The organism is Bradyrhizobium sp. 23AC, assembly GCF_054863025.1.
In genome coordinates this window covers 26,367-52,183 of record NZ_JAVAYN010000003.1, presented here as the reverse complement: position 1 = coordinate 52,183, position 25,817 = coordinate 26,367, and the positions used below count along the sequence as shown (strand labels likewise).

At 65.4% G+C, this 25,817-nt stretch carries 31 protein-coding genes; 17 read left to right on the top strand and 14 right to left on the bottom strand.

Annotated features, from left to right (window positions below):
• Positions 1-54: 54 nt before the first annotated feature.
• The 6 genes from folK to RAD10_RS08670 form a co-directional block, all read right to left on the bottom strand.
• Positions 55-546: a 2-amino-4-hydroxy-6-hydroxymethyldihydropteridine diphosphokinase gene (gene folK, locus RAD10_RS08695; protein WP_461617122.1), complete on the bottom strand. Its 492-nt coding sequence runs from the start codon at positions 544-546 to the stop codon at positions 55-57.
• Complete coding sequence (gene folB, locus RAD10_RS08690; RefSeq protein ID WP_091953248.1) at positions 546-914, bottom strand: dihydroneopterin aldolase; 369 nt, start codon at positions 912-914, stop codon at positions 546-548. The genes folK and folB overlap by 1 nt, the downstream gene beginning before the upstream one ends.
• Positions 911-1,771 (bottom strand): dihydropteroate synthase, encoded by an 861-nt coding sequence (gene folP, locus RAD10_RS08685; RefSeq protein ID WP_461617121.1) that lies wholly within the window; start codon positions 1,769-1,771, stop codon positions 911-913. The genes folB and folP overlap by 4 nt, the downstream gene beginning before the upstream one ends.
• Before the next feature lie 165 nt (positions 1,772-1,936).
• The gene (locus tag RAD10_RS08680; RefSeq protein WP_018315752.1) at positions 1,937-2,344 is read right to left on the bottom strand and encodes a DUF4332 domain-containing protein; all 408 of its coding nucleotides are present in this window, start codon (positions 2,342-2,344) and stop codon (positions 1,937-1,939) included.
• 26 nt (positions 2,345-2,370) lie between these two features.
• The gene (locus RAD10_RS08675) at positions 2,371-2,736 is read right to left on the bottom strand and encodes a DUF2267 domain-containing protein (protein ID WP_461617120.1); all 366 of its coding nucleotides are present in this window, start codon (positions 2,734-2,736) and stop codon (positions 2,371-2,373) included.
• Positions 2,737-2,748: 12 nt separating this feature from the next.
• A complete protein-coding gene (locus tag RAD10_RS08670) occupies positions 2,749-3,039 on the bottom strand; it encodes a hypothetical protein (RefSeq protein WP_461617119.1) in 291 nt (96 codons plus the stop codon).
• 45 nt (positions 3,040-3,084) lie between these two features.
• Between RAD10_RS08670 and RAD10_RS08665 the strand changes: the two genes are divergently transcribed.
• From RAD10_RS08665 to RAD10_RS08650, 4 genes are all read left to right on the top strand, one after another.
• On the top strand, positions 3,085-4,707 hold the full coding sequence (locus RAD10_RS08665) for a helicase HerA-like domain-containing protein (RefSeq protein ID WP_461617118.1): 1,623 nt from the start codon (positions 3,085-3,087) through the stop codon (positions 4,705-4,707).
• A 43-nt stretch (positions 4,708-4,750) separates the two neighbouring features.
• The gene (locus tag RAD10_RS08660; RefSeq protein WP_165637114.1) at positions 4,751-4,903 is read left to right on the top strand and encodes a hypothetical protein; all 153 of its coding nucleotides are present in this window, start codon (positions 4,751-4,753) and stop codon (positions 4,901-4,903) included.
• Positions 4,904-4,964: 61 nt separating this feature from the next.
• Positions 4,965-6,293 (top strand): glycosyltransferase family 87 protein, encoded by a 1,329-nt coding sequence (locus RAD10_RS08655; RefSeq protein WP_461617117.1) that lies wholly within the window; start codon positions 4,965-4,967, stop codon positions 6,291-6,293.
• Between the two features lie 25 nt (positions 6,294-6,318).
• A complete protein-coding gene (locus RAD10_RS08650; RefSeq protein WP_091953233.1) occupies positions 6,319-7,713 on the top strand; it encodes a M20/M25/M40 family metallo-hydrolase in 1,395 nt (464 codons plus the stop codon).
• Positions 7,714-7,934: 221 nt separating this feature from the next.
• On the opposite strand, the gene RAD10_RS08645 is transcribed toward RAD10_RS08650, so the two are convergent.
• A complete protein-coding gene (locus RAD10_RS08645) occupies positions 7,935-8,714 on the bottom strand; it encodes a class II aldolase/adducin family protein (protein WP_461617116.1) in 780 nt (259 codons plus the stop codon).
• A gap of 187 nt (positions 8,715-8,901) precedes the next feature.
• Complete coding sequence (locus tag RAD10_RS08640) at positions 8,902-10,551, bottom strand: glycosyltransferase family 39 protein (RefSeq protein ID WP_091953227.1); 1,650 nt, start codon at positions 10,549-10,551, stop codon at positions 8,902-8,904.
• A 312-nt stretch (positions 10,552-10,863) separates the two neighbouring features.
• Here RAD10_RS08640 and RAD10_RS08635 point away from each other — a divergent pair, with 312 nt between their 5' ends.
• Entirely contained in the window at positions 10,864-11,736 is an 873-nt protein-coding gene (locus RAD10_RS08635; protein WP_461617115.1) for a DUF308 domain-containing protein, read from the top strand.
• Positions 11,737-11,867: 131 nt separating this feature from the next.
• Complete coding sequence (locus RAD10_RS08630; protein WP_007608200.1) at positions 11,868-12,284, top strand: Ros/MucR family transcriptional regulator; 417 nt, start codon at positions 11,868-11,870, stop codon at positions 12,282-12,284.
• 154 nt (positions 12,285-12,438) lie between these two features.
• Here RAD10_RS08630 and RAD10_RS08625 read toward each other — a convergent pair whose 3' ends face one another.
• Positions 12,439-12,867, bottom strand: coding sequence for a SufE family protein (locus RAD10_RS08625; RefSeq protein ID WP_028142948.1), 429 nt, complete (start codon positions 12,865-12,867; stop codon positions 12,439-12,441).
• 67 nt (positions 12,868-12,934) lie between these two features.
• Positions 12,935-13,378 (bottom strand): DUF5330 domain-containing protein, encoded by a 444-nt coding sequence (locus RAD10_RS08620; RefSeq protein WP_461617114.1) that lies wholly within the window; start codon positions 13,376-13,378, stop codon positions 12,935-12,937.
• Between the two features lie 411 nt (positions 13,379-13,789).
• Between RAD10_RS08620 and RAD10_RS08615 the strand changes: the two genes are divergently transcribed.
• From RAD10_RS08615 to RAD10_RS08600, 4 genes are all read left to right on the top strand, one after another.
• Complete coding sequence (locus RAD10_RS08615) at positions 13,790-15,655, top strand: PAS domain-containing sensor histidine kinase (RefSeq protein ID WP_461617113.1); 1,866 nt, start codon at positions 13,790-13,792, stop codon at positions 15,653-15,655.
• Positions 15,648-16,358 (top strand): peptidoglycan-binding domain-containing protein, encoded by a 711-nt coding sequence (locus RAD10_RS08610; RefSeq protein ID WP_461617112.1) that lies wholly within the window; start codon positions 15,648-15,650, stop codon positions 16,356-16,358. Before RAD10_RS08615 ends, RAD10_RS08610 begins: the two co-directional genes overlap by 8 nt.
• A 146-nt stretch (positions 16,359-16,504) precedes the next feature.
• Positions 16,505-16,714 (top strand): hypothetical protein, encoded by a 210-nt coding sequence (locus tag RAD10_RS08605; protein WP_461617111.1) that lies wholly within the window; start codon positions 16,505-16,507, stop codon positions 16,712-16,714.
• Positions 16,715-16,767: 53 nt separating this feature from the next.
• A complete protein-coding gene (locus RAD10_RS08600) occupies positions 16,768-17,112 on the top strand; it encodes a DUF1491 family protein (RefSeq protein WP_461617110.1) in 345 nt (114 codons plus the stop codon).
• 104 nt (positions 17,113-17,216) lie between these two features.
• Here the strand turns inward: RAD10_RS08600 and RAD10_RS08595 are convergent, their stop codons facing one another.
• Complete coding sequence (locus RAD10_RS08595; RefSeq protein WP_461617109.1) at positions 17,217-18,191, bottom strand: DUF2336 domain-containing protein; 975 nt, start codon at positions 18,189-18,191, stop codon at positions 17,217-17,219.
• Between the two features lie 254 nt (positions 18,192-18,445).
• Here RAD10_RS08595 and RAD10_RS08590 point away from each other — a divergent pair, with 254 nt between their 5' ends.
• Both RAD10_RS08590 and RAD10_RS08585 read left to right on the top strand, forming a co-directional pair.
• Complete coding sequence (locus RAD10_RS08590) at positions 18,446-18,634, top strand: hypothetical protein (RefSeq protein ID WP_461617108.1); 189 nt, start codon at positions 18,446-18,448, stop codon at positions 18,632-18,634.
• Positions 18,635-18,649: 15 nt separating this feature from the next.
• The gene (locus RAD10_RS08585; RefSeq protein ID WP_461617107.1) at positions 18,650-19,411 is read left to right on the top strand and encodes a hypothetical protein; all 762 of its coding nucleotides are present in this window, start codon (positions 18,650-18,652) and stop codon (positions 19,409-19,411) included.
• A gap of 28 nt (positions 19,412-19,439) precedes the next feature.
• On the opposite strand, the gene RAD10_RS08580 is transcribed toward RAD10_RS08585, so the two are convergent.
• From RAD10_RS08580 to RAD10_RS08570, 3 genes are all read right to left on the bottom strand, one after another.
• On the bottom strand, positions 19,440-20,018 hold the full coding sequence (locus tag RAD10_RS08580; RefSeq protein WP_461617106.1) for an amino acid synthesis family protein: 579 nt from the start codon (positions 20,016-20,018) through the stop codon (positions 19,440-19,442).
• 8 nt (positions 20,019-20,026) lie between these two features.
• The gene (locus tag RAD10_RS08575) at positions 20,027-20,890 is read right to left on the bottom strand and encodes a fumarylacetoacetate hydrolase family protein (protein ID WP_461617105.1); all 864 of its coding nucleotides are present in this window, start codon (positions 20,888-20,890) and stop codon (positions 20,027-20,029) included.
• A gap of 92 nt (positions 20,891-20,982) precedes the next feature.
• Positions 20,983-21,684, bottom strand: a complete 702-nt coding sequence (locus RAD10_RS08570) for a GntR family transcriptional regulator (protein WP_104462792.1) — start codon at positions 21,682-21,684, stop codon at positions 20,983-20,985.
• Positions 21,685-21,796: 112 nt separating this feature from the next.
• Between RAD10_RS08570 and RAD10_RS08565 the strand changes: the two genes are divergently transcribed.
• The 5 genes from RAD10_RS08565 to RAD10_RS08545 all read left to right on the top strand — a co-directional run bounded on the left by RAD10_RS08565 (position 21,797) and on the right by RAD10_RS08545 (position 25,752).
• A complete protein-coding gene (locus tag RAD10_RS08565; protein WP_461617104.1) occupies positions 21,797-22,789 on the top strand; it encodes a zinc-dependent alcohol dehydrogenase family protein in 993 nt (330 codons plus the stop codon).
• Between the two features lie 16 nt (positions 22,790-22,805).
• Positions 22,806-23,711 (top strand): VOC family protein, encoded by a 906-nt coding sequence (locus RAD10_RS08560; RefSeq protein WP_461617103.1) that lies wholly within the window; start codon positions 22,806-22,808, stop codon positions 23,709-23,711.
• A gap of 72 nt (positions 23,712-23,783) precedes the next feature.
• On the top strand, positions 23,784-24,761 hold the full coding sequence (locus RAD10_RS08555) for a tripartite tricarboxylate transporter substrate binding protein (RefSeq protein WP_461617102.1): 978 nt from the start codon (positions 23,784-23,786) through the stop codon (positions 24,759-24,761).
• 132 nt (positions 24,762-24,893) lie between these two features.
• Positions 24,894-25,259: a hypothetical protein gene (locus tag RAD10_RS08550; RefSeq protein ID WP_461617101.1), complete on the top strand. Its 366-nt coding sequence runs from the start codon at positions 24,894-24,896 to the stop codon at positions 25,257-25,259.
• Positions 25,260-25,359: 100 nt separating this feature from the next.
• Positions 25,360-25,752: a FixH family protein gene (locus tag RAD10_RS08545; RefSeq protein ID WP_461617100.1), complete on the top strand. Its 393-nt coding sequence runs from the start codon at positions 25,360-25,362 to the stop codon at positions 25,750-25,752.
• Positions 25,753-25,817 lie beyond the last annotated feature (65 nt).

Below are 25,817 nucleotides of genomic sequence, written 5' to 3'. Positions count from 1 at the left end.
TATTCGCAGGCGAAATTGCCACGGCGGGCCGCCCCTGCAAACGGTTGTTTTTGGTTAACCGGTATCCGGAAGCCGCTCAATGCCTTGCGTCGAGACGCTGGCGAGCCCGTCGCGCACCGGAATGCCCGAGATCACGCGGTCGGGTGCAATCTCGGCCAGCGGCACCAGCACGAAAGCGCGCTCGAACAGGCGCGGATGCGGCAGGGTCAGATCCGGCTTCTGCAAGTTGACATCGTCATAGGCGATCATGTCGAGATCGAGCGTGCGCGGGCCCCAGCGCCGCTCCTTGTTCCGCGTGCGGCCGAATTTCTGCTCGACCTTTTGCAGCACGAACAGCAGAGCGTGCGGATCGAGGTCGGTCTCGATCTCGATGCAGGCATTGATGAAGGGCTCCTGGTCCTCGTCGCCCCACGGCGGCGTCGCATAGTCCGAGGATCGCGCGATCAGCGCAGCTTGCGCCATGCCGCAGATATGGGCGATCGCCTTGGCGAATGTCGCGCGGACATCGCCGACATTGCCGCCGAGCGCGATCAGCACGCTTGCCATCAGGGATGCCGCGAGCGGGTTAGCATGATGCCGACGTCGTCGAAGATCGCGGCGATCGGCGCATGCGGCTTGTGTACGGTGATCTTCACGGCGCGGATGCGCGGGAAGTGCGACAGGATGGCGTCGGCCACCGCGCCGGCGGCGCGCTCCAGAAGCTTGTAATTGGTATTCTTGAACGCCGCCGTCGTCGTCGCCACGACCTCGGCGTAGGACACCGTATCGGCGAGCCGGTCGCTGCGCGAAGGCTCCGACAGGTCGGTATAGAGTTCGAGATCGATGACGAAGCGCTGGCCGACTTCGGTCTCGTGATCCATCACGCCGTGGCGGGCGTGGATCGACAGGCCGGAGACGAAGATCGTATCGGTCATTGCTTGCCCTCGATTGCGTTCGCCACCCGCAGCGCCTGCAAGGTCTCGGCGACGTCATGAGTCCGGATGATCTTTGCGCCGCGCTGTGCGGCGATCAGATGCGCGGCGATCGAGCCGGCGAGCCGGTCCTTCGGCTCGGACGGCGACACCGAGGCGATGAAACGCTTGCGCGAGGCGCCAACGAGGATCGGCAGGCCGAACATCTCGAATTCGCGCAAGCGCGCCAGCGCGGTCATGCTTTGCTCGGCGGTCTTGCCGAAGCCGATGCCGGGATCGAGCACGATCCTGTCGCGCGCAATGCCGGCCTTTGCGGCGATGTCCAGCGAACGCAGGAAGAACGTCTTCATGTCCGTGATGATGTCGATGGCGGGATCGGCGTCGTCGCGGTTGTGCATGACGATGACGGGGACGCCTCTTGCGGCCACCAGCGGCGCCATCGCGGCGTCGCGCTGCAGGCCCCAGACGTCGTTGGCGATCGCCGCGCCATGGTCGAGCGCGAAGGCCACCACCTCCGCCTTCATGCTGTCGATCGAGACCGGCACGCCGAGCGCGACTACGCCCGGTAGGACCGGCTTCAGCCGGGCGAGCTCGTCGTCCGCCGTGACTGCCTTCGCGCCCTTGTAGGGCCGGGTGGATTCGGCACCGATATCGATGATGTCGACGCCATCCGCGATCATCGCCCGCGCCCGCGCGAGCGCCTGGTCGGGCGCGATGAACTCGCCGCCGTCGGAGAAGGAATCCGGGGTGATGTTGAGCACGCCCATCACCGCCGGGATCGGTCGTTCCAGCAGTTTCCGCAGCGCATCTGGCCTGGCCGAGCCGGCCGGCGGGACGGATGTGGAGGGCGAGGCATTCATGGCGCCCGCTTTGCGCGGTCGGGGAGGGGGAGTCAAGACCAACCCCTCGCTGTCATTGCCCGCGAAAGCGGGCAATCCAGTACTCCGAGGCATTGCGACGATACGGAGGAGGCGCGGCGTACTGGATACCCCGCCTTCGCGGGGTATGACGGAAAGAGCGTGTGGCTAATACGTAATCTTCGGCTGCAGCTTCTTCGCCTTGGCGATGATGTCGCCGACCGACTTCTCCGAAGGCAGGATGCGCAGCAGCTTCTTCTTCTCGTTGGCGTCCCGCATGCTCTGGGCGAGCCTTGCCGGATTCCGATAGGCGAGCTCGCGCACGGTCGTGACGCCGGCGGCGCGGACCAGGCCGACCTTGGCCCGGCCCATGCCGGGGATGCGCATGTAGTCGGAGACGTTGGCCCATTCCAGCAGCAGCTGCTCGCTGATGCCGGTCTTGGCGGAAAGCGCCTTGCGGCCCTTCACCGTGCCGGCCGCCTCGAGCAGCCCGTCGGTGGTGCGGATACCCTGCGCCTTCAACTTGTTGGCGGCAAAGACCGACAGGCCCTCAATCTCGGAGATCGGATATGTCATGATACTCGATATGAATTGCCAAAGCTTCAGGCGAACTGGCTGAGGCCCGGCGTCCCCGCAACGATCTTGCCCATCTGATCTGCTCCGATTTTGTCTCGGCCGAAGCGGAAAAGTTCACGGGCGACGTTTTGAATCTCCGACATGCCAAGTCCGAGGCCCATCAGGCGCGTGCCGACCGCCATCAAGCCGCCGCCCATCAGCCGCGACAGTCCGCCGCCGCTCCTGGATGCCTCGATCGCGGCTTCCGCTCCGGGGATCTGGTCGATCAGGACCTGCACGCTGTCGGAAGGACCCTCGTTGCGGAGGAAGCCCAGGATGATGCCGACGCTCTTTTCAGCGACAGCACTATCTATGCTGGCGTTTGTCGCCAGCCGCCCGATCAGCTCGTCCATAAGGCCCGCCCCTCAGCCGGTTTGCTTGCCGGAGTATTTCTTTCGAAAATGATCTTGAGCCGGTGTGATGTGAAATTCAAGCGATGAACGCACGCGCCGTCGCGATTCACCTTCGAACGCGCGAAAGGTGTTGCAGCGGTGCAAGAGCGGAGATGGAATCGGCGAAAAATTGCCGCGTTGCGAATACCTCGATCCTACTTTCGGCTGATGTCGTCCGTCTGTTTCCGACAATGTCGCATGTTCGGCCGCGTTGAACCGTTTTAATCGGCGCGCAACATGCGTTAAACTACGGAACTGGTGCATTTGAGTTTCAATACGCGAAACCCGGCAGAGAGATCAGAGAGAATAATGACCGCACAGGACAGCAAGCTCGGCGATACCGACGACAAGATCTTCGTCGGCAAGGGAGACGAGCAGGCATGGCTGACGCTGGCGCTCGCCAATCGCCACGGCCTCGTCACGGGTGCAACCGGAACCGGCAAGACCGTGACGCTGCAGGTGATGGCGGAAGGATTTGCGCGCGCCGGTGTTCCGGTCTTCGCGGCGGACATCAAGGGCGACCTCTCCGGCATCTCCGAGGTCGGCGAGGCCAAGGACTTCATCCTCAAGCGCGCTACCGAGATGGGGTTGACCTTCCAGCCCGACCAGTTCTCGACCGTGTTCTGGGACGTGTTCGGCGAGCAGGGCCACCCGGTGCGCGCGACGGTCACGGAAATGGGGCCGCTTCTGCTCGCGCGCATGCTCGACCTCAACGACGTGCAGGAAGGCGTGCTCAACGTCGCCTTCCGCGTCGCTGACGACAACGGGCTGACCCTCATCGACATGAAGGATCTGCGCGCACTGCTCGACGCCATCGTGCCCGATAGCGCGAAGAAGGGGGCGGACGTGGGGGAGGATCCGCTCGCCGCCATCCGCAAGGCCGCGCAGGGATTCGGCAACGTCACCAAGGCCACCGTCGGCACCATCCAGCGCCAGTTGCTGGTGCTGGAGAACCAGGGCGGCACCAAATTCTTCGGCGAGCCGGCGCTGACGCTGAAGGACTTCATGAAGACAGATCGCGACGGCCGCGGCATGGTCAACATCCTGGTCGCCGACAAGCTGCTCCAGAACCCCAGGCTTTACGCGACATTCCTGCTGTGGATGTTGTCGGAGCTGTTCGAGGAGCTGCCCGAGGCCGGCGATCTGCCCAAGCCGAAGCTCGTGTTCTTCTTCGACGAAGCCCATCTGCTGTTCAACGATGCGCCCAAGGCGCTGATGGACAAGATCGAGCAGGTGGTCCGCCTGATCCGCTCCAAGGGCGTCGGCGTCTACTTCGTGACGCAAAACCCGGTCGACGTCCCCGACCGCGTGCTCGGACAGCTCGGCAATCGGGTGCAACACGCGCTGCGCGCCTTCACCCCGCGGGACCAGAAGGCGGTCGCCGCTGCGGCCCAGACCTTCCGGCCCAACCCGAAGCTCGACACCGCCAAGGTGATCATGGAGCTCGGCAAGGGCGAGGCGCTGGTGTCCTTCCTCGAGGGCAACGGCACGCCGGCGATGGTCGAGCGGGTGATGATCCGGCCGCCGTCGGCTCGCATCGGGCCGATCACGCCGGACGAGCGCAAGGCGATCATGGCTGCAAGCCCGGTGAAGGGCAAATACGACACCGCCGTCGACGAAGAATCCGCCTACGAGATGATCCAGAAGCGCATTGCCGGCACGGCGGCCACCACGGACGGTTCGGCCGGCGGAAATGGCGGCGGGCTCCTCGGCCAGATCGGTTCGATCGTCGGCACTATCTTCGGCACCAACGTCAAGCGCGGCCGCCTGTCGACCGGCCAGGTCATTGCGCGGGACGTGACGCGATCGGTCACCAACCAGGTGATTGGCGGGATGGCCGCCAATATCGGCAAGTCCGTCGGCGGCCAGCTCGGCGGCTCGATCGGCCGCACGCTGGTCCGCGGCGCGCTCGGCGGATTGCTGCGGCGCTAGGCAAAACGCTTTGGGCAATTCCGCTTGCCCCCAAAAGGTCGTCATGCCCGGGCTTGTCCCGGGCATCCACGTTCTCAGTGCTGCGACAAAGGTCGTGGATGGCCGGGACAAGCCCGGCCATGACGCCGTGGAAGCTCGAACTCAGTCACCCAACGTGCCGTTGCCGGAGACCATCACCCCCTACAATTTCAGGTGAGGGGCTCTCCAAGCGTGCGCCGGTCTGCTACGTCCTGTTCGCCGCCGCACAGGACCACTCCGTGACCCCGCCCGCCCCGTTAGCCAAGCCTGACGCGCCCCGACACCTGTCGCTGCGCGCGCCGCTGGATCTGCTGTTTCTGTTCTGCTGCGTCCTCCTCACCGCCGACGTGCTCGTTCCCGAGATCTTCGGCAGCGGCAAGACCAAGGACTACCCGCTGTGGTTCTGGGCCGGGCAGCAGGTCTTGCAGGGTGAGCCACTCTATCCCGCCACCGCCGTCGAGTATTTCGAGTTCATCTATCCGCCGCTGCCGGCGATCCTGCTGGCGATCCCGAGCTGGTTCGGCAAATTCCAGCTCTATGTCGTCCTGTCGATCCTGAATGCCGCGGCGTGGTGGCACACCGGGACGTTCTCCCAGGTCATGGCCGGCTCGGGGCGCAGCCCCGGCCGCTGGCTGGAGGCGCTGCCTGCCGTCGTCACCGTGCCCTTCGTGTTCGACATGTTCGACCTCGGCCAGCCGAACCTCGTCCTGCTGGCCATGATGCTCTACGGTTTCTGGAGCTTGCGGCATCAACGTCCCTGGCTTGCGGGCTTCATGTTCGCGCTCGCCGCTGCCATCAAGGTGTTTCCGATCGCGGTCCTGCCGTATCTGGTCTGGCGGCGGAAATGGGCGGCGGCCGCCGCCACGGTCGCCTTCACCGGCATCCTTCTCTATGTCGTGCCGGCGCCGATCCGCGGCTTCGAGCGCAACGCGGCCGAGCTTGCGACCTGGTATCAGGGCATGGTCGGAACGAGCTCGGAAAAGGGCTTTGGCCAGCGTGACGAGCAGAACTGGTCGTGGGTCAACCAGTCCCTCATCGCCGTCACGCATCGCCTCGTCCGTCCGATCAACTTCAATCTGGAGGATCCCAGCAAGCCGCCGCGCACGATGAACATCATCGACGTCGACTACAGGACGGCGAACTGGATCGTGCTGGCGCTGTCGGCCTTGCTCGGGCTCGGCTTCGTCGCGATCATGCCGCAGCAAGCGCGGCGAACGGCGCGCTCGGATGCGGAGGAGCTCGCCATCCTGTTCTGCCTGATCACGGTGGCCTCGCCTTTGGCACGGCAATACTACTTCATGTGGCTGTTCTTCCCGATGACGGTGCTGATGCATCGCGCCGCCTTCGACGAGCGGGCGAATGTGCGTCTCGGAACCTGGCTCGCGCTCGGCGCGGCCGGCATTCTCATGCTGCTGGCGCTGCCGTGGTTTCCAACTGTCCTCCAGGCCTGGGGCAACAACCTCCTCGCGACCGCCGTTCTTGCAGGTAGTCTTGCATGGCACATCCGGCATCCGCCCGTTGCGGCTGGCTCCGAGCCCGCGACGGCGCTAAAACCCGGTACCTCTTGAGACTCGAACGTCAGGACCCACAACCATGGCCAATGCGCAGCTTCAATCCGTGCTCGACCACATCGACAAGGATTTCGACAACAGCCTCGAGCGCTTGTTCGCGCTGTTGCGGATCAAGTCGATCTCCGCCGATCCGGCCTTCGCCGGGGATTGCAAGGCAGCGGCCGAGCATCTCGCCAAGGACATCGCGAGCCTCGGCGTCGCCACTGAAGTGAGGCCGACCGCGGGCCATCCCGCCATCGTCGGCAAGACCGGGGCCGGCGGACGGCCGCATGTGATCTTTTACGGCCATTACGACGTACAGCCGGTCGACCCGCTCGATCTCTGGCACCGTCCGCCGTTCGAGCCCGTCGTCACCGACCATGCCGACGGCCGCAAGATCATCGTCGCGCGCGGCGCCGAGGACGACAAGGGCCAGGTGATGACTTTCGTCGAGGCCTGCCGCGCCTGGAAGAAGGTGACGGGCTCGCTGCCCGTCGACATCACCTTCCTGATCGAAGGAGAGGAGGAGGTCGGCTCGAAGAACTTCGTGCCCTTCATCGAGGCCAACAAGGACGAACTCAAAGCCGACTACGTGCTGGTCTGTGACACCGGCATGTGGGACCGCAACACGCCGGCGATCACGACCTCGCTGCGCGGCCTGCTCTATGAAGAGCTGAAGATCACCGCCGCCAATCGCGACCTGCATTCCGGCGTGTTCGGCGGCAGCGCGATGAACCCGATCCGGGTGCTCACCAAAATTCTGGGCGGCCTGTTCGACGACGACAACCGCATCACCATTCCCGGCTTCTACGACGGCGTGAAGGATCTGCCGCCTGATATCCTGGAGCAGTGGAAGAAGCTCAATCTGACGCCGGAGATGTTCCTCAAGCCGATCGGTTTGTCGATCCCGGCCGGCGAGAAGGGGCGCCTCTTGATCGAGCAGGCCTCATCGCGCCCGACCTGCGACGTCAACGGCATCTGGGGCGGCTATATCGGCGAGGGCTCAAAGACGGTGATCCCGTCGCATGCCTCGGCCAAGGTCTCGTTCCGCCTGGTCGAGGGGCAGGACCCGCAAAAGATCCGCAAGGCCTTCCGCGACTACGTGACGGCGCGCATTCCCGGCGACTGCAAGGTCGAGTTCGGCGACCATTCCGCCGCGCCCGCCGTCGCGCTCGACTGGAACATGAAGCCGCTCGCCGCCGCCAGCAAGGCGCTGACGGAGGAATGGGGCAAGGAGACCGTGCTGATGGGTTCAGGCGCCTCGATCCCGATCGTCGCCGACTTCAAGCGCACGCTTGGCTTGGACTCGCTCCTGGTCGGCTTCGGCCTCGACGACGACAACATCCACTCGCCGAACGAGAAGTACGATTTGAGAAGCTTCCAGAAGGGCATTCGCTCGTGGGCCCGCATCCTCGCTGCATTGGCGGAGGTGAAATAGCGCGAGCTGCCGTAGGGTGGGCAAAGGCGCAAAGCGCCGTGCCCACCATCTCTAAGTAATTGCGAAAGAACGTGGGCACGCTGCGCTTTGCCCACCCTACGGCTCTGCTGTCGTGGCGACCACCGCCCCAAAATAAAAACGCCGCCCGGAATTGGGCGGCGTTTCATTCCAAAAGGCGTAGAGGTTAGTTGGGAGCTACCCTACACCAAATCCCGAAAATCTCAAGACCGATAGCCCGGGAGCTCGCGGTCGAGCTTGCGCAGCAGCGGCGGCCACACGAGGTTGGTGGCGCGCAGCTCGGCGCGGTCGCGGTTGGCTAGCAGCTCGGTGTTCTTGTCGATTGCGGTATCGTCGACCGGGTAGACCGGCGTGCCGAGCGCGCGCGTGCGCACCTGCATCGAGCAGGCGCGCTCGAGATGATACATGCGCTCGAAGGCGGAGGCGACCGAACGGCCGACGGTGAGCGTGCCGTGATTGCGCAGCAGCATGTGGTTGTGGTCGCCGAGATCCTTCTGCAGCCGCGGCCGCTCGTCGTGATCGAGCGCGATGCCTTCATAGTCGTGATAGGCGAGGTCGTGGGTGACGAGCTGGGCGGTCTGGTTCAGCGGCAACAGGCCTTCTGCGCTGCTCGACACCGCGGTGCCGTCGAGGGTGTGGAGATGCAGCACGCAGATCGCGTCCTCGCGCACCTCGTGGATCGCCGAATGGATGGTGAAGCCCGCCGGGTTGATGCTGTATTCGCTCTCGGACAGCTGGTTGCCGTGCAAATCGACCTTGACGAGGCTCGAGGCCGTGATCTCGTCGAACATCAGCCCATAGGGATTGATGAGAAAATGATGGTCGGGACCGGGCACGCGCGCGGAGATGTGGGTGTCGACCAGATCGTCCCAGCCGTAGAGCGCGACCAGGCGATAGCAGGCGGCGAGATTGACACGTTGCTGCCACTCGGCCTCCGTCATATCAGACGGCACTTCCTTCAGGCGCGCTTCCGCTAGCGACATGGCTGATCTCTCCGAACATCGTTGTTGCGGGGAGGGAGCGTAGTACCGCTCGTGGCAAGCAGCAAGGCGCGACAAGCGCGCGGCAGTCAAGCGTAGCCCGCATGAGCGAAAGCGACATGCGGGGCCGCTCTGAGAGGGATTCCGGATGTCGCTTCGCTCATCCGGGCTACGGCTTCGAAGAAAATTATTACGGCGCCGGGATCGACAGCAGGCTGGAAATGCTGCGGCCGCGGATGTCGTAGACGCGGGCGAACACCACGTCGTCGCGCTTGATCTCGACCATCACGGGCGCGGTCAGGCCCTTGCAGTAGAACTCGCCGAGCGTCATCGCGAAATCGGCCGCGTTGGAATCCCAGCCGATGGTGAAGTCGGGCCCGAGCGCGACCTGGGCGGGGCGCTGCGGACCGCAGACCGCGACCTTCCATTTGCGATTGGTCGGCGGCACTTCCTGGCGCTCGACGATCTGCTCCCGCAGTTCATCGGAGGCCTGCTTCAGCGCGAGGCCCCAATAGTCCAGCATGAAGCGGTCGTCGGCGCCGCGCACGGTGCCGGCGATGTGGTTGAAGTGGGTGTACTGATAGGGATGCAGCCGGATCATCTCGGCGAGCGAGAGCGCAAGGCCAAAGCAGAACGTGGCGAGCACGACCGGCTGCCAGGTGCGGTGATTGGCGCGCAGGCGCTCCATGGCCCACGCGAAAGCGACGCCGCCGAGCACCGCCATCGGCGGAATCACGAAGACGAAATGGCGGATGCCGTTGTACAGCGCCGGCCGCTTCACCATCGCGATCGCGAGCGGCAGGGTCGCAGCCAGCGTCAGCATCAGCATGATGGTCTTGCGCCGCGCCGGCACCTCGCTTCGCGGCAGCATGGCGAAGGTGCTGACCACGGCGCCGGCCATCAGCACCAGCATCACCTCGGGCAGTTGCAGCGCGAACAGCGTCGGCAGATAGGACCAGGGCATGTCCGGCACGGACACGATCGCGCCGTCGAACATCTCCTTCCACGGCTTCTCGAAGAAGTGCGAGAAATAGGTCAGCGCCTCGAAGGGATTGCCGGGCTCCATGATCGACCACGGCCAGATCAGGCCCATCACGAGGTAGCCGAACGCCAGGCCGGGCAGCAGCACATAGACGACATGGGCGAAGCGGCGGACCGACTCGCGCAGGCCCTCGCTGCGCAGTTCCTCCAGGAACAGCGGGACGAAGCCGAGCACGGCGTAGACCAGCGCGAGCCCGCCGAGAACGCGGCAGCCCAGCGAAAGGCCGGCACCCAGACCGACGATCAGGATCGTGCGCGGCGACGGCTTGGGATATTCCTCGGCGAGCCGGACCAGGCCGAGCATCAGGATGATCATGGCCACCGCGAAGGGCGCATCCTTCGGATTCATGAACATGTGGCCGTAGAAGATCGGGCACAGCGCGAGCAGCAGCAGCGAGGCAAGACCGGCAAGGGGCCCGCCGATGCGGCGGCCGAGCCTCCACGTCACCGCAAGTCCGACCACGCCGACAATGGCGCCGACCAGACGTCGCGTCTCAAACAGCTCGAGCGGAATGATTTTGTGCAGGAGGGCCGCGACCATGTCGAAGCCGCCGCCATACATGTAGAGATTGGCGAAGGAGAGCGCCGCGGTGTCCTTGAAGCCGGAACCGAACATGCGCAGCAGCAAATCGGCATATTCAGCGTGGGTGTAGTCGTCCCAGCCGAGGCCGTAGTCGCGGAACGTCAGACCCGCAATGACCGCGACCGCGGCCAGCACCAGCATGGCGAGATCGTCGCAAGTCCGTTCGACCGAGCGCCGCAGAGGCGTGTCGATCGCCGAAGTCGTGATGGATGTCATGGCTATCGGTGCCCCGGAATCCCCTCTTGGCCCTGCTGGTGCGCGCGGGCCTGCTCCCCGGACTCCCTATAGCGCAGTTCCATTACCAAGTAATTGGGCATTATGGCTAAATTCCTGATGCGACGCAGCAATTCCGGTTACTTGAGAGCAGTCTAAGCAGTAGTGAGCCGTAGCTGAAGGGAATGTGAATAAGTCTCTGATTTCCTTCCCTTTAGGAACGCTACCGACGATTCCTCGTTGGCGTGGAACACCGGATGACGGTATCGTGGCGTAGCGGTTGTCGCGTGTGGATGGCGACCGGGGGTGAGTTCGATGAATCTGGCATTGTTGATCGCGGGGATTTTCGCCGTCGTGGCGGGCTTCCTTTCGATCCTGTTTGGCTTCTCCGTCAGGGAGTTCAGCCTCGGCAGCCCCCTCATAATCTCGGGCACGATCGCCGTCTGCTCCGGAATGTTACTGGGCGGCCTCTATGTCGTGGTCACGGAACTGAAGGGCCTCGCGCGCCGGCTGGCCGGTGCGCCGTCCGAGGTTCGGGTCAGGCCCGTGCTGCCGGGCCTCGCCGCATCAGGCGCCGCTGCGCCCGAGCCGATGCCTGCCGCTGCGGCGGCAAGGATCGAGCAGCCACCGCCGCCACCACCCGCCGCAGGCCCGCCGCCGTGGCAGAGCGAGGCCGCCGCGCGCGAGCGTCCGCGTGTCGAGACGCCGCCGGTGCCGGAAGCTCCAACGCCGCCCGCGGCTCCGGAAGCGCCGCGCCGGCGCAACCTGTTGTTCGCCTCGACCTCGCGCAAGGAGCGGGAGCGCGCGGAGGCGAAGGCCATCGAGGACGCTCCGCCGCAGCTACCGGCGGAGCCCGGTGAGGCCCTGGATATTCCGCCTGCAAGCTTTGACGATGCCTGGCCGAAGCCGGACCGCATGCGTCCGTCTGAGCCGCCGGCCGCCTTGCGCCGGCCGCCGCCGCGCTCGCCATCGACCTTTGCGGAGGCCGCTCCGCCGCCTGCACCCGAGCCGCCGCCCCCACCGCCACCTGTCGAGCAGCCGCCCGTCACCGTGCTCAAATCCGGAATCGTCGACGGCATGGCCTATTCGCTCTATTCCGACGGCTCGATCGAAGCGCAGATGCCGGAGGGCATGATGCGCTTTGCCTCGATCGACGAACTGCGCGCCCATCTCGACCAGCGGTCCTGAGCTCTGCCGCCAGAAGTAGAGCGCCGTTGTCGCACCGCGTCGGTCATCGTCTTGTTTCAGCCGAACGTCTTGTTGACACGGAAGAGTTCGGCGTCGTCTATCCCGTGAGGCGCAAGTGGAGGGGCGGGCCGATGTCGGACGCTGGGGCGAAGAATTTCATCGAGCTGACGGCGAGCATCGTGTCGGCCTATCTCAGCAACAATCCGACGCCTGCGACGGAGATTCCGAACCTGATCAGCCAGGTGCATGGTGCCCTGGTGCGGGTGTCGTCAGGTCGCACCGAGACCGCGCCACTCGAGCCGGCCAAGCCGGCGGTCTCGCTGAAGAAGTCGATCGCGCCCGATTATCTGGTCTGCCTGGAAGACGGCAAGCGCTTCAAGTCGCTAAAGCGCCATCTGCGCACGCAGTACAACATGACGCCGGAGCAATACCGCGAGAAATGGGGACTGCCCGCCGACTACCCCATGGTCGCGCCGAACTATGCAGTGGCGCGCTCGCAATTGGCCAAGCAGATGGGCCTCGGACAGCAGCAGCGGAAGCGGAAGTAGACCAGGCTTCGGATCTCGTAGGGTGGGCAAAGGCGCGCGCTTGCGCGACGTGCCCACGAATTCTCTCCAATCACACGCAAATTGTGGGCACGCTTCCGCCTTCGCTCTTCGAGCTACGGCGGACAAGCCGCTTTGCCCACCCTACGAGAGCGTCTTACGACGCCTCCGCGAGCGCCTCTTTCGCATCGGTCTTGATACGCTCGACCATCGAGCGCAGGCCATTGGAGCGCTGCGGCGTCAGATGATCGCGAAAGCCGAACTCGTTGAACACCGCGATCGCGTCGGTATCGATGATCTCCTGCGGCGTGCGGCCCGAATAGAGCGAGAGCACGATCGCGACCAGCCCGCGCACGATATGCGCGTCGCTGTCGCCGCGATATTTCAGGATCGGTGCTCCATGGCCGCGGTCGACCAGCTTCTGCAGCCAGACCTGACTGACGCACCCGTTGACCTTGTTCTCGGCGGAGTGTTCCGCCTCCGGCATCGGTTCCAGGGTGCGGCCAAGCTCGATGACATACCGGTAGCGGTCGTCCCACTCGTCCAGAAGCTCGAAATTATCCCTGATTTCGTCGATCGTCGTCATGTTGGCCCGTGTTCCCGTTAAGGCCAATATAAGGATGCGAGGAGATGAAATCGATAGGGTTTGGGCGCTAATTCGCCGCCGCCGGGCCGCGCCATTCCAGCGCAAGGTCGTCCTGGCTCAGGGTATCGCGCGGCGCCTCGGTCGATGCGGCATCGCCTTCGCCGGCCATCGCGATCGAGCCTGTGTGGTCGGGCGCCTTCTTGTCGTTCTTGTCGGTCTTCTCGTTCTTGTCGTTGGAGATCTGCTCTTTCTTGTCGTTGATGATCTGGTAGATCTTGCGCGCGCCATCCTGGGCGCGCTGGCCGATGATGGTCGCGGCCTGTCCGCCGACCTCGCAGGCCGCCGGCTGGCGCTTGCAGAACTGGGTCATGTCGGAGACGGCCGCGGTCGCAGCCTGCACCGCGTCGGCGGCACCGATCTGGGGCAGCTTCTCCGATTCGGGCGTCTTGTCCCTGGGCAGGAGCACCAGCACCAGCCCGAGCCAGAATGTGATGCGGAGCAGAAAGCGCATCTTATCGACCTGTTCGTTAGATCCCGCCCGCGGCGATGGTCCGCGCGCGTTTCGACCTAGCAACTCTCGATAAATCGCAAGTGATTGCCTTGAGCTTAATTCGCGGAAAATTTACGCAAAATTCTTCGGGATCGACGGTGTCGTAAATTTTCGATTGACGCCGGCGCCCGTGATCTTGCCGGCACGCATATCCACCAATTCGAAACCATGCCGGGAGGCGTGAAACCCTGTGTTCACCATCCTCGCCGAAGACGTCGCCAAATCGTCTAAAAAGCCCCGCGATGTCCCGGCGTTCGGCCGCACACCGGGCCGCCTTAGCACTCGTTTAAGGTCGCTCTGACACGGTGGCTCAACGACAAGGAGGCGTTGCGGCGCGTCTTCCAAAGACGATTGAGCCGAAGCGCGAGACCCGTGACAGTTTTGAGTATCATCCGCGATTGTCTCGATGCACTGCTGCATCCCTCCGCGCGTTACGATGCGCTGATGCGGGCGCGTCATCGTGCCTTCATGGCGCCGCGGCTGCTCGGCAGCCTGGCCGCCTTTGCCGCATTCCCGGTCTATCTCGCCATGCGTGGCGCACCGAGCGCGGTCGAGGTCGCCGCGTTCGCCTGGCTGATCGCGCCGATCCTGCTGTCCTGGTTCCTGTCGCGCACCGGCCGCTATGAAGGCGCCCACGTGCTGTCGTCGCTGGCGCTCGCCGGCCTGATCATGGCGGTCGCGGGCACCACGGGCGGCATCGAATCATTCGCCGCGGTCTGGCTGGTCGTGGTTCCCCTCGAAGCCGCGCTGTCGGCCTCGCGCCGCGTCGCGGCCTTTGCATCCTTGCTCGCGCTGTCCTGCGCGGGACTCCTGATCCTCGTCGGCCAGCTCGGCTGGCTGCCGGTTGCAGACACCAGCGCTGCTGAACGCGGCGTGCTGATGGCGTGCGGCGTCGTCTCGGCGACGCTCTATGCCGCCGGCCTTGCCTTCGGCGCGGAATCACTGGCGCGCACCAGCGTTGCGCTGCTGTCGCGCGAGGAGGAGCGTTATCGCCTGCTCGCCCGCAACATGAGCGACGTCGTCTCGCGGCATCAGCGCAACGGTGCGGTGCAGTTCATCTCGCCGGCGGCGGAAGCCATGCTCGGCATGCCGGTGGCGCAACTGCTGGGGCATGGCCTGTTCGACCGCGTCCATGTCGCCGATCGCCCGGCCTATCTCACCGCGCTCTCCGATGCCGCGCGCGGCGACGTGCGCAGCATCGAGTTCCGGCTGCGGCGTGAGCCTGACGGTTCGGAGCGCGGCCAGGTCGATTTCCTCTGGGTCGAGATGCGCTGCCGCCCGCTCGACGGGGATATCGGCCAGAATCCTCATAGCGACGTCACGCGCGAGGCCGAAGTCGTCGCCGTGATGCGCAACGTCACCGACCACAAGCTGTCCGAGCAGGCGCTGGATCAGGCGCGCACCGCCGCCGAGTCTGCCGATGCCGCCAAGACGCGCTTCCTCGCCACCATGAGCCATGAGCTGCGCACGCCGCTGAACGCCATCATCGGCTTCTCCGAGATGATCGCGCAGGAGCAGACCCTGATGCTGGGGGCGGCCCAGCGCCAGGAATACGCCCAGCTCATCAACGATTCCGGCCAGCATCTGTTGTCAGTCGTCAACGGCATCCTGGACATGTCGAAGATGGAGTCGGGCAATTTCGAGATCGCGTCCGAGCCGTTCGCGCCGCGCGCCTCGCTGTTGCATTGCTGCAATCTCTTGGCGCTGAAGGCGCGGGAGAACGGCATCGACCTCATCACCGACGCGCCGCAGGATCTGCCTGTCATGACCGGCGATCCCAGGGCGTTCAAGCAGATCGTGCTCAACCTCGTCGCCAACGCTATCAAGTTCACCGAGCGTGGCGGTCAGGTCTCGGTGACCGCTTCGGTGTCGGGTTCGCAGCTGACGCTGCGCATCAGCGACACCGGCGTCGGCATCGCGCCCGACGATCTCAAGCGCATCGGCGCGCCGTTCTTCCAGGCCGGCAAGACCTATCAGCGCCGTCACGAGGGAACCGGCCTCGGACTTTCGATCGTGAAGAGTCTCGTGGCGTTGCATCTCGGCGAATTGACGGTACAAAGCAGACTGGGAGAGGGCACCGCCGTCACCGTCAGGCTGCCGCTCGTCTACACGCCGCCGCAAGTCAAGCCGGTCGAAAGCAAAGTCGCGACGCTGACGCCGGTGCTGCGCCAGGACCTTCAGGACCAAACTCACGACCAGTCTCAGGACCAACCCGCTCTGGTGAAGAAAAGTGCCTAAGAAGTCTGCCAAGGACGAAGCCGCTCCGCGCCGCCGAGGCGCCAAGGCCGCGGTCATCGATGTCGAGACCGAGCGCAACCTCGTGATGCGCGTGCTGCTGCACAGCCCGAAGGACACGCTGGCTGGTCTCGTCGCCGTCGCCGCGATCGGCGCGATCGTTGCCAATGCGCTGTTCCTGCAGACCGGCCGGCATCCGGCGCCGATGTTCGGCACCGTGATCAATCTTCCCGCACCGTCCTCCGTGGCGCTGTCGAACCCAATGCCGCGTCCGCGCCCGGTCGGCGCCGATACCTCGCCGCTGGAGCCGCGCGCGACAGAGTTCCGCGCCGAGCCGAAACCTGCCGAGCGGGTCGCCGAGAAGCCGCCCGAAAAACCCGTCGAGGCGACCGCATCGACGCCGCGTGCGGGCAGTGATCCCATGACCAATCTGGTCAAGGCGACGACCTCGACGCCGCCGTCTGCCATGCGTCCGCCCGCGCCGATTCCCGTGCCGCAGAGCCCCGCCGCGCGGCGTATCGCCGGCGTTCAGCGCGCGCTGTCCGAATATGGCTACGGGAATTTGAAGATCACGGGCACGATGAGCGGCGAGACCCAGTCCGCGATCCAGAAGTTCGAGCGCGAGCACAAGATGCAGGTCACCGGCCAGCTGTCCGACCGGCTGCTGCGCGAGCTCGGCGCCGCGATCGGCCATCCCGTCGAATAACCCCACCGTCCGCTGTCATTGACGCCGATCAATTCCGGGCATCGCGCGCCGCCGCGCCCGCGCGCGGGCGATTTGCTTGGGATCAATGACGGCCGACAGCTTCGGGGAACATGATCGCTCATCTTCAACGAAGAAGAGAGGTTGTCATGTTCAAGGTCTCGGTTCTGGTCTGGATCATGCTGGGCACGACGCTGGCGGGCGTCAGTCTGATCGTCGTGCTGATGGTGCCGAGCTTCGCCGCCGACGCGATCAGGAACATCCCCTATGCAGTCGCCGTGGGATTCGCACTTGCGATGCCGCTGTCATATCTCGTCGCGCGCCAGATCAACGGCGGGCAAGGTGTAAGCAAGGCGTGACAATCGGACGCTGAGACTGGCGGCGCGCGTCACGCTGGCCTATCGTTCGACTCATGCGTTTGAAATCCAACATATGGGTCGCGGCTTACCTGCGTCGGTGCCAGACCGAGGGCGTGTTCGGCGCGGTGCGCCGTCGCGGTGCCGAGGAGGCGGGCGCGGTGTTCGTGAAGGTATCGCTGCTCGACGGCCATGCGATGCTCTACGCGCCGGCGCCGCAGACCGTCTATGACGATGGCCGTCCCGTCGATCGCTTCTTCGTGCCGGTCGCGCAGCAACCTCTGCCCGAGCACACGATCGAGGAGCGTCTGGCCAAGGAAATCCGCTTCGATCCGGACGCCTGGATCGTCGAGACCGAGGACCGTGCGGGCCGGCATTTCCTCGAGCTGGCGAAGACGTAACTGCTGCTCCCGTGTCCCGGACAAGCGGCGACGCGCCAGCGTTGCCGTGCAGAGCCGGGACCCAGAAGGCGACACGAACGCACGCGGAGAGATGGGCCCCGAGATCAACGATCCGATGACCCGTCGGTGCCGGTGCGGCGCGGCATCGCGCCGGGTTGCACGCCCGGCCGGGTCTGGCTTGCGCCCGCGCGGGCGCGCTGGCGTTCGCCGTCGTGCAGTGACGGCTGGTACTTTGCGCGGGTGACGGCGAGCGTCGAGCCGCGCCAGGCTGCCAGCATCACCAGCGCAGAGCGGTCGCTGAGCCGGTCGTAGAGCCGCGACAGCCGGTAGACCTCGTTCACGGACGTGCCGATCGCCGGTTTGAAGAACAGCAGGATGCGCTGGAACACCGGGCTCGGCATGTCGAGCGCGCGCGCGGCGACCGCGAGCGCCTCGCCGCCGGCGTCGTCGACGATCTGGGCCGCAACGCGCGAGGGCAGGATCAGGCTGTCGCCGAGCTCCAGGGTGAAATTCTCGACGTCGCCCGCGATCGCCGCCATCTCCAGGATATGAAACGCGCGCTTGGCGCGCACGGTCGGAATGCGGGGCGCGGCCTTCAGCGGGGTCTGCGCCAGATTGTGCAGGATCAGCGCGCGCTCGGAGGCGCCGGCGCGGAAGAACATGTCGTGGATCTCGGCGGCGTCCGTCGGCTGCATCGCCATGTTGGCGGCCATGCGCAGCTCGGCGTCGGTCGGCGTGCGGGCCGGCGAGGGGGCGGGTGCGGGCGTGGGGATCTCGCGGGCGAGCGGAACCCTGCGGCCTTCATGTGCGGCGACCAGCCCGAGCTTCTGCAGCACCGGGACGGGCGTCGATGGATAGATTGCGAGCTTGGCCTTGATGGCCGCGCGGGTCGCATCGTCGACCTGGTCGATCAGCCGCGTTGCAAGCTCGGTGAACTGGCGCTGCTCGTCGTCGCTGTGGATGCGCGTCTGCACATAGAGGTCGGTCAGCACGCGCAGCAGCGTCGGCCGAACATCGACGCCTTCGCGACGGGAGAGGGACATCAGCCCGTCGAATCCGGGAAACAGCGACTTGGTCATGGAGAGATACGCGACCTGGAAGAGATACTGCTCGCCAGCCTATCGCAGGCTCCTTTAAAGGCTCGTTAAGGAAAACGAGGCGTGAAGCCGAACGCTCGATTTGTAGCGATCCCAGTGCCGCAACGGGACGTCGCGGCCGGCCCGTGTGGTTACGGTCCGACCGCGACGTTTACACCCCGTTAACCATGAACTGATCTTAATGAATGCATGTTGCATGAGCGCGCTTGGTCGCGCGGCAATTGAAGAGAGCTGACATGGGGACCATCATTGAATTTCCGGCCGGTCGCCGGGTGGGCTCGTCGGGGGATGCCGCTCCGCGCGCGGACATGGGAACGATCCTGATCCTTCCCGTCATCCGTATCGAGCGCGAGGCAGACGAAACCAGCGGCGATCACGGGCCGGAGCAGGGCACAGCGCCGGGGCGCCGTCGTCGTCGTCGCTGATTTCGGGCCTTTGCAATGCCGGACACCATCCGCCAGATCCGGTCTGTCCTATCGGCCGTGCTGCTCACGCTGCTTGGCGCTGCGCTCGGCGCCTGTAGCGGCGGCGATTTCGGCCGCACCCGCGCTGACATGCGCAGCGACGACATGCATCGCTGGTTAGGGGCCGAAGCCACCGGCAGCGTCGGCCTGGGTCCCTCGCAATTCCAGCTCACCGACGAGGAGCGCCAGCTGCGCGACCTCGCCTATCCCATGATCGAGCCGCCGCTGTCGCGCCCCGCCTGGAAGAGCGTGTTCGGCGACTACAAGGCGATGCCCTCGCCCTGGCGGCAGAAGATCGTGTTCGACCGCACCATGTACGGTCGCACGCTGATCGACGAGCCGCACCGCTCGCATTCCTCGCGCTATGCGCAGCTGATCGAGGACGTGCGCAACGACATCACCCGCTTCGAGCCGTTCTTCGCCAGCGCGATCCGCGTCATCGACCTCGACAGGAAACGCAATGCCAGCATGGCGCGCGTCTCCGCGCTCTCGCCGAGAGAGAGGGACGACGCGGTCGCGCGGATGCAGGAGAACTCGCTGATCGTGCAGTGGGTGCAGCATTGTCTGGAGCAGCGCATCTCGTCCTATCGCTGGGCACTGGAGCGCCTGGTGATCCAGGCCCCTGACGGCATGGCCGCCGACGCAGACCGCCTGATCGGCGAGCTCGCCGCCCAGACCGCCAACCCGCCGGTCCAGGCGCAACCGCCCTATGGGCGCGCGGTGGTTTCGAAGGGCTGACGAACTCACCGGCCTCGCGCCGATCGCGTCACCGCTGCCCGTCATGCACGGAGATCTCGGATGCCTTGAGGCCTCCGATGCGCGCGTGGGGGCGGCCGCCGGTTGCCATCACGAGTCCGAAGGCGATCTCGTCGCGCCGCGGCGCATCCCACAGCGTCATCTCGGCCGTGCCGAAATGGCTGCGGACATAGGCGGCATGGATGTGGCCGAGCGGCACCATCAGGCGCGTGCCGGGACCGCCGATGGTTTTAGCAGCAGGGACGATCGCCTTCGGTTGTCCCAGCACCTCGCGCATGCCATGGCCGCCGGCTTCGTGCCAGACGGCGCCATGCTCGAGCTCGCCGTCTTCGCCGACGATGATGCCCTTGCCGTAGGCTTCGATCCGCGGCGCACCGCCGAGCTGCGCGATCAGCGCGCCGGCGAGCTCGCGCCCGAGCTCACGCAAGGCCGCCTGGAATGGCATCAGGTCAGGCTCATAGCGGCCGGCGAAGGGATTGCGGATCACCGCGACGGCGGTTCCGACCTGCAGCGGCTTCTCCAACCGCGGCCCGCGCTCATGCCAGATGGTCTCGACGCTGAGCGCGGTCTTGCGAATATCGTAGGACATCGGCGGCCCTACGCCTCGTCCACGACGGGATTGCTGAGCACGCCGATGTTCTCGATCTCGACCTCGACCACATCGCCCGGCTTGAGGAAGATCGGCGGCTTGCGGGTGAAGCCGACGCCGGCCGGCGTGCCGGTGGCGATGACGTCGCCGGGCACGAGGTCGAAAATGGTCGAGCAATATTCGATCAGCCGCGGGATCGAGAAGATCAACATCGAAGTGTCGGAGGACTGCACGGTCGCGCCGTTGACGCGGGTTTCGAGCTTGAGCTTGGTGGGATCGCCGATCTCGTCCGGCGTGACCAGCCACGGTCCGAACGGGCCGGTGCCGACGAAGTTCTTGCCGGAGGCGATCTGCTGGGCATGACGCTGCCAGTCGCGCACGCTGACGTCGTTGTAGATCGAATAGCCCGCCACATGATTCCATGCGTCGGCCTGGCTGATGTGACGGCCGCCCTTGCCGATGACGACGGCGAGCTCGCCCTCCCAGTCGAAATTGTCCGAGACCTTCGGCCTGATCACCGGCGCGTTGTGCGCAACCTGGGACCGCCAGACCCGCAGGAAGATCGGCGGGAATTCCGTGATCTCGCGCTTCATGCCGAACGCCACGGCTTCATTGTGGTGGTCGAGATAGTTGCGCACGGCGCAGACGATCTTCTCGGGCCGCGGGATCACCGGCAGATACTTGACGTCGCTCAGCGCCAGCGTGGGCTTGCGCCCGGCGACGATCGCCTCGCGCTTGGCGTAGTCATCGCTGCCGAGAAAGTCCGCAAGCGTCGGGTACTGGGGCAGGGCGCGGCCCAGATCCACCACGCGGTTTTCGACAACGGCGCCCCAGCTTTCCCGATTTCCATCCAAGAACGACAGCAGCTTCATGGTTTCGCCCCAAGGGTTCCTATTTTCGATCTAGCGTATTATTTTCGAAAATTTGTCCCGGCGCAAGCCCACGGCGCAAAAATGCCGGTCGCCTATTCGGCGTCGAGCAGATGGCCGGCGTATTTGGCGACGTTGTCGGAGGTCGAGCGGATATGGGTCTCGATCAGCTGCACGGCGAGATCCGCGTTGCGCGAGATGGCGGCCTGCATGATGGCTTGGTGCTCGCCGGCCTTGTCGCGCGGGCGCGGCCGGAAATTGGCGGAGAGATGCCGGTAGCGCTCGGCGCGATCGAACAGCTCGGCGCGAATGGCGAGCAACGTGGCCGAGCCGCAGGCGGAGACCAGCGCCTGGTGGAATTGGCGATGCGCGATCTTCCACTCGGGATCGCGCAGGGGATGCTCGGGATCGCGCTGCTCGATTCGCTTCAATCTGTGCAGGGTCGAGATCACGGCGATTTCCCAATCGTCATCGCCCCGCTCGATCGAGCGGCGGATCAATTCCACCTCGATCAGCACCCTTGCATCGGTGACCTCGACCAGATCCTGGCGGCTGACCGGCGCCACGCGAAAGCCGCGCTGCTCCTGGGCGTCGACCAGGCCTTCCGCGGCGAGCGCGGTCAGCGCCTCGCGCAGCGTCGTGAAGCTCGCGCCGAACCGTTCGCGCAGCACATCGAAGCGCAGCGGCTCGCCGGGCGGAAGGGCGCAGGCAATGATCTCCTCGCGCAGCCGATGCGTGATGTCGGCGGCGATGGTCTTGCCGAATTCCTTGCGGGGGCGGATGGCGCTCTCGGGCATGGGGATCTGTCGCTGAATCGATGCCTCAACATGCCGCGCTAACGAGCATCTTGCAATAATTTTCGTAAACGGTATGATTTTCGAAAATATGGTCTAGGGAGCACGTGAAGTCATGAGGGCGGTGCTGGTGCGTCAGCCGGGTGGGCCGGATGCACTTGAGGTGGTCGAGCTTCCGGTGCCTGTGCCCGGAGCCGGCCAGGTGCAAATCCGGGCCGAGGCGTTCGGGGTCGGCCAGCCCGACGTGCTGATCCGGCGCGGCGTCTACAAATGGATGCCGCCGTTGCCGGCCAATCCCGGCAACGACGTTGCGGGGCGCATTTCTGCGCTCGGGTCCGGCGTCGAGGGGTTTTCCCTCGGCCAGAAGGTGCTGCTCAGCGCCCGCGATCTGGCCCAGCGCGGCGGCTGCTACGCCGATTACGTGGTCGCGCCCGCGGATGCCGTTCACGCGCTGCCCGACAATGTCGATCTGCAGGCCGCCGTGTGCCTGTCGAACTACCAGGTCGCCTACGCGCTGCTGCACGAGTGCCGCCATCCGCGCGCGCCCGCAACCGCGCTGGTGATCGGCGCGGCCGGCGGCGTCGGCACCGCGCTGGTGCAACTGGCCAAGCTTGCCGGGATGACCGTGATCGGCACGGTCTCCACCGAAGAGAAAGCCGCCTTCGCCAAGGCCAACGGCGCCGATCACGTCATCTTCTACCGAAGCGAGGATGTCGTGGCGCGTACGCGCGAGCTGAGTGGCGGCGAGGGCGTCGGCGTCGTGCTCGATCACGTCTGCGGGGCCGAGTTCACCTCTTATCTCGGCGCGCTCGGCAAATGGGGCACGCTGCTCTCGTACAACGCCTTCGCCGGATTGCCGGAAGAGAATCTGATGGCGGCGATGCGCGATCATCTCGACATCTGTCCGGCGATACGCTGCTTCTCCTTCCACATCTACGACCACGATCGCGACGGACGCCGTGCCCTGATGCGCAGCGTGATCGAGGCCTTGAGCCGCAATGCGATCAAGCCGGCGATCTCGGCAGTGCTGAAGCTCGACGAGGTCAGGAAGGCCCATACGCTGCTGGAGCAGGGCTCCGCGCTCGGCAAGATCATCATGATTCCATGAGGGGGTGAACCGCACGATGAGCACACAAGCACCCATTGCACGCTTCACCCGGCTGCGGCACGCGACCTTCACCTCGCCCGATCCGGAGCGGCTGCTCGACTATTATCGCGGCGTGATCGGACTTGGCCTCGTTGCCCGCGATGGAAACCGCATTTTCCTCGCTAGCGATTCCGAGCAGCTCTCGCTCGTGATCGAGCCCGGCGATGCGCTACTTAGCAGCATCGCCTTTGAGATCTCCCCGGAGGTCCAGATCGAGGCGCTGGGCGCCGCGCTCAAGCAGGCGGACTTACGGCCCGAGCTTCGGAGCGATCCCCTGCCGGGTGTGTCCCGGTTGCTGTCGTTTGCCGATCCCGAAGGCACACGCTTCGAGCTGATCCAGGGCTGGACGCCCACGCCCGCGCAGGAGCGGATCGGTGGGCTTGCTGTGGCCAAGCTCGGCCACGTCGCGCTCCGTACGCCCGATCCCAAAGCCGCTTCGGAGTTCTACGCGAACGTAATGGGGCTGCGGATCTCCGACTGGATCGAGGATCGCTTCGTGTTCATGCGCAGCGGCTTCGAGCATCACACGCTCAACTTCGCGCTCGCGCCCGACCGCGGTCTGCATCACTTTGCTTTCGAGCTGCGCGGCCCCGAGCACATGCATCGGGCCTGCGACCATCTCGCGCGGCACAAGCTGCCCGTGCTCTGGGGACCGGTGCGTCACGGCCCCGGCCACAACACCGCGATCTATCACCGCAATCCCGATGGGCATCTGGTCGAGTTGTTTCATGACCTCGACCGGATGGTGGACGAAGAGCTCGGCTATTTCGAGCCGCGTCCCTGGCATCGCGATCGTCCGCAGCGGCCGAAGGTATGGGTCGGGCTGCCGCGCGACGTCTGGGGCATGCCGCCATCGCCTGAATGCACGGAGTTCGCGCGCTAGCGGATGTGAGTTCTAACGGAAGATCGCCGCACGCGCGGCCAACGACATAACAATCAAAGGGAGGATGCATCCATGCGTCGGATGAAGCGGCTTGCTGCGGCCATTTTTCTGCTTGGCGGTTGTCTGGTGACCGGCCCTGCATGGGCGGACAATTATCCGTCGCGTCCGATCCGCCTGCTGCATGGCTTTGCCGCCGGCGGCGCGGCCGACACGCTGTCGCGCATCATCGCCGACGGGCTGTCGAAGAAGCTCGGGCAGCCGATCATCGTCGAGGCCAAGCCGGGTGCCGGCGGCAACATCGCGGCGGACGCGGTCGCCAAGGCGGCGCCCGACGGTTACACGCTCGGCCTCGTCACCGGCGCGCACGCGATTTCCGCGGCGACCTACAAGAGTCTCGCCTATCAGCCGGCCGAAAGCTTCGAGATGATTTCGACGCTGGTCTACTACGCGCTCGTCATCGCCGTGCGCAGCGACTACCCCGCAAAATCGCTGGGTGAGCTCATTGCCATGGCCAAGGCAAAGCCGGGTTCGCTCAGCTTCGGATCAGTCGGCTTCGGCAGCACGCATCATCTTGCCGGCGAGCTGCTGAACGCCACCGCCGGCGTCGAGATCGTGCACGTGCCGTATCGCGGCGATTCTCAATCCGTCACCGCGCTGCTCGGTGGCGACGTTCCCGTCATCGTCGGCACGCCCGTCTTGCTGGCCCCACAGATCCAGAGCGGCGCGATCCGTGGCCTGGCGGTAACCTCGCCGACGCGCACGGCGCTGCTGCCCGATGTGCCCACGGCGCAGGAGGCCGGCATCAAGGGCTACGACGTGCGCACCTGGGCCGGCTTGCTCGCCCCCAAGGGAACGCCGCCTGCCATCATCGCGGCGCTCAATGCCGCGACGCTGGAGGCGCTTAGGGATCCCGAGCTCAGGCAGCGTCTGGAGACCGCCGTCGGCGGCGAGGTCCGCGGCAGCTCGCCGGAGGAGATGAAGACGCTGATCGGGACCGAGATCGCCAAATGGACCGGCGTGGTCGAGCGCGCGAAGATCCCGAAGATCTGAGCCGGGCCGGCGGTAGGGTCGGTGCCGGCCGGCCCCTGCTCACGAATGCTTGATCCGGATCAACAAGCGCCACCGGCACTGGGATATGCTACGAGGGATACGCTGCGACCTTGATAAGGTAACTCGATAAAGATGCGCCTCGTTCGTACCATCCTGGCATTCGCAATCGCCATATCCTTGGCGATGCTGCCCGTTGGCGCGTCTGCATCCGGCCTTGCCATGTCGTCGGACGATACGCCGGCGACTATGCAAATGGGCAGCGACGCCGGGATGTCGATGGACGATTGCTGCCCCGACATGAAGGGGACGCCGTCCCAGACCGGCGGTTACAAATGCGGGATGGGCTTCTGCTGCGTCGGCGGCACCATCGCGCTCGATGCCATCAGGCCCGTCGTCTTCGGGTATTTCGCCTTAGCGGTGAGCACGATCGCCATTCCCGCGGACCAAGTCGTCTCCTTCTCCCGCGGCAGTCCTCCCTTCCGACCTCCTCGAATCTGATCTCGCAACAGCCGAACGCGCGCAGCACGTTTGTGCGCGACGACGACTGACGTGTGCGCGCCATCGCCACGGCGAAAGATCAGATCATGAGGACAGGACAATGCTTTCCAAATTCACCACCGCGGCGCTCGCCGCCACCCTTTCGCTTGCCGCTTCCGCGGCGATGGCGGGCGCCGGCGATTACGCCTTCGAGCCGGTCACTGCGCAAATGAAGAAGGGCGACGACGTTACGCTCTCGGTTCGCCTGACCAACAAGCAGACCGGCAAGCCGGTGGCGGACGCCGTCATCTTCAAGACCCGTGTCGACATGGCCCCGGACGGAATGGCCGAGATGGAATCGGCGGTGGCGCCGCTGCCGTCGAAGGAGCCGGGCGTCTATGCCTTCCGCACGGATCTGCCGATGGCCGGCCGCTACCAGGTCACGCTGTCGGCCAAGGTGCAGGGCGAGGTGGAGACCGTCACCGGCAAGGTGATCGTCACGGCGACCAAGTGAGCGTGCGGACGCCGCCCGCGGCGTCCGAACTTCTCTGTCCCATTCACATGGATGCGCGCCGGGCG

Bases quoted from the DNA above. Each gene is read 5' to 3' on its own strand.
- RAD10_RS08640 (WP_091953227.1), bottom strand. From the start codon at position 10,551: ATGACATCCATCACGACTTCGGCGATCGACACGCCTCTGCGGCGCTCG.
- RAD10_RS08635 (WP_461617115.1), top strand. From the start codon at position 10,864: ATGAATCTGGCATTGTTGATCGCGGGGATTTTCGCCGTCGTGGCGGGC.
- RAD10_RS08660 (WP_165637114.1), top strand. From the start codon at position 4,751: ATGCCCGGGCTTGTCCCGGGCATCCACGTTCTCAGTGCTGCGACAAAG.
- RAD10_RS08665 (WP_461617118.1), top strand. From the start codon at position 3,085: ATGACCGCACAGGACAGCAAGCTCGGCGATACCGACGACAAGATCTTC.
- RAD10_RS08650 (WP_091953233.1), top strand. From the start codon at position 6,319: ATGGCCAATGCGCAGCTTCAATCCGTGCTCGACCACATCGACAAGGAT.
- RAD10_RS08550 (WP_461617101.1), top strand. From the start codon at position 24,894: ATGCGCCTCGTTCGTACCATCCTGGCATTCGCAATCGCCATATCCTTG.
- RAD10_RS08555 (WP_461617102.1), top strand. From the start codon at position 23,784: ATGCGTCGGATGAAGCGGCTTGCTGCGGCCATTTTTCTGCTTGGCGGT.
- RAD10_RS08570 (WP_104462792.1), bottom strand. From the start codon at position 21,684: ATGCCCGAGAGCGCCATCCGCCCCCGCAAGGAATTCGGCAAGACCATC.
- RAD10_RS08585 (WP_461617107.1), top strand. From the start codon at position 18,650: ATGCCGGACACCATCCGCCAGATCCGGTCTGTCCTATCGGCCGTGCTG.
- folB (WP_091953248.1), bottom strand. From the start codon at position 914: ATGACCGATACGATCTTCGTCTCCGGCCTGTCGATCCACGCCCGCCAC.
- RAD10_RS08590 (WP_461617108.1), top strand. From the start codon at position 18,446: ATGGGGACCATCATTGAATTTCCGGCCGGTCGCCGGGTGGGCTCGTCG.
- RAD10_RS08630 (WP_007608200.1), top strand. From the start codon at position 11,868: ATGTCGGACGCTGGGGCGAAGAATTTCATCGAGCTGACGGCGAGCATC.
- RAD10_RS08545 (WP_461617100.1), top strand. From the start codon at position 25,360: ATGCTTTCCAAATTCACCACCGCGGCGCTCGCCGCCACCCTTTCGCTT.
- RAD10_RS08620 (WP_461617114.1), bottom strand. From the start codon at position 13,378: ATGCGCTTTCTGCTCCGCATCACATTCTGGCTCGGGCTGGTGCTGGTG.
- RAD10_RS08580 (WP_461617106.1), bottom strand. From the start codon at position 20,018: ATGTCCTACGATATTCGCAAGACCGCGCTCAGCGTCGAGACCATCTGG.
- RAD10_RS08605 (WP_461617111.1), top strand. From the start codon at position 16,505: ATGTTCAAGGTCTCGGTTCTGGTCTGGATCATGCTGGGCACGACGCTG.
- RAD10_RS08560 (WP_461617103.1), top strand. From the start codon at position 22,806: ATGAGCACACAAGCACCCATTGCACGCTTCACCCGGCTGCGGCACGCG.
- folK (WP_461617122.1), bottom strand. From the start codon at position 546: ATGGCAAGCGTGCTGATCGCGCTCGGCGGCAATGTCGGCGATGTCCGC.
- RAD10_RS08600 (WP_461617110.1), top strand. From the start codon at position 16,768: ATGCGTTTGAAATCCAACATATGGGTCGCGGCTTACCTGCGTCGGTGC.
- RAD10_RS08625 (WP_028142948.1), bottom strand. From the start codon at position 12,867: ATGACGACGATCGACGAAATCAGGGATAATTTCGAGCTTCTGGACGAG.
- RAD10_RS08680 (WP_018315752.1), bottom strand. From the start codon at position 2,344: ATGACATATCCGATCTCCGAGATTGAGGGCCTGTCGGTCTTTGCCGCC.
- RAD10_RS08595 (WP_461617109.1), bottom strand. From the start codon at position 18,191: ATGACCAAGTCGCTGTTTCCCGGATTCGACGGGCTGATGTCCCTCTCC.
- RAD10_RS08675 (WP_461617120.1), bottom strand. From the start codon at position 2,736: ATGGACGAGCTGATCGGGCGGCTGGCGACAAACGCCAGCATAGATAGT.
- RAD10_RS08565 (WP_461617104.1), top strand. From the start codon at position 21,797: ATGAGGGCGGTGCTGGTGCGTCAGCCGGGTGGGCCGGATGCACTTGAG.
- RAD10_RS08645 (WP_461617116.1), bottom strand. From the start codon at position 8,714: ATGTCGCTAGCGGAAGCGCGCCTGAAGGAAGTGCCGTCTGATATGACG.
- RAD10_RS08670 (WP_461617119.1), bottom strand. From the start codon at position 3,039: ATGCACCAGTTCCGTAGTTTAACGCATGTTGCGCGCCGATTAAAACGG.
- folP (WP_461617121.1), bottom strand. From the start codon at position 1,771: ATGAATGCCTCGCCCTCCACATCCGTCCCGCCGGCCGGCTCGGCCAGG.
- RAD10_RS08575 (WP_461617105.1), bottom strand. From the start codon at position 20,890: ATGAAGCTGCTGTCGTTCTTGGATGGAAATCGGGAAAGCTGGGGCGCC.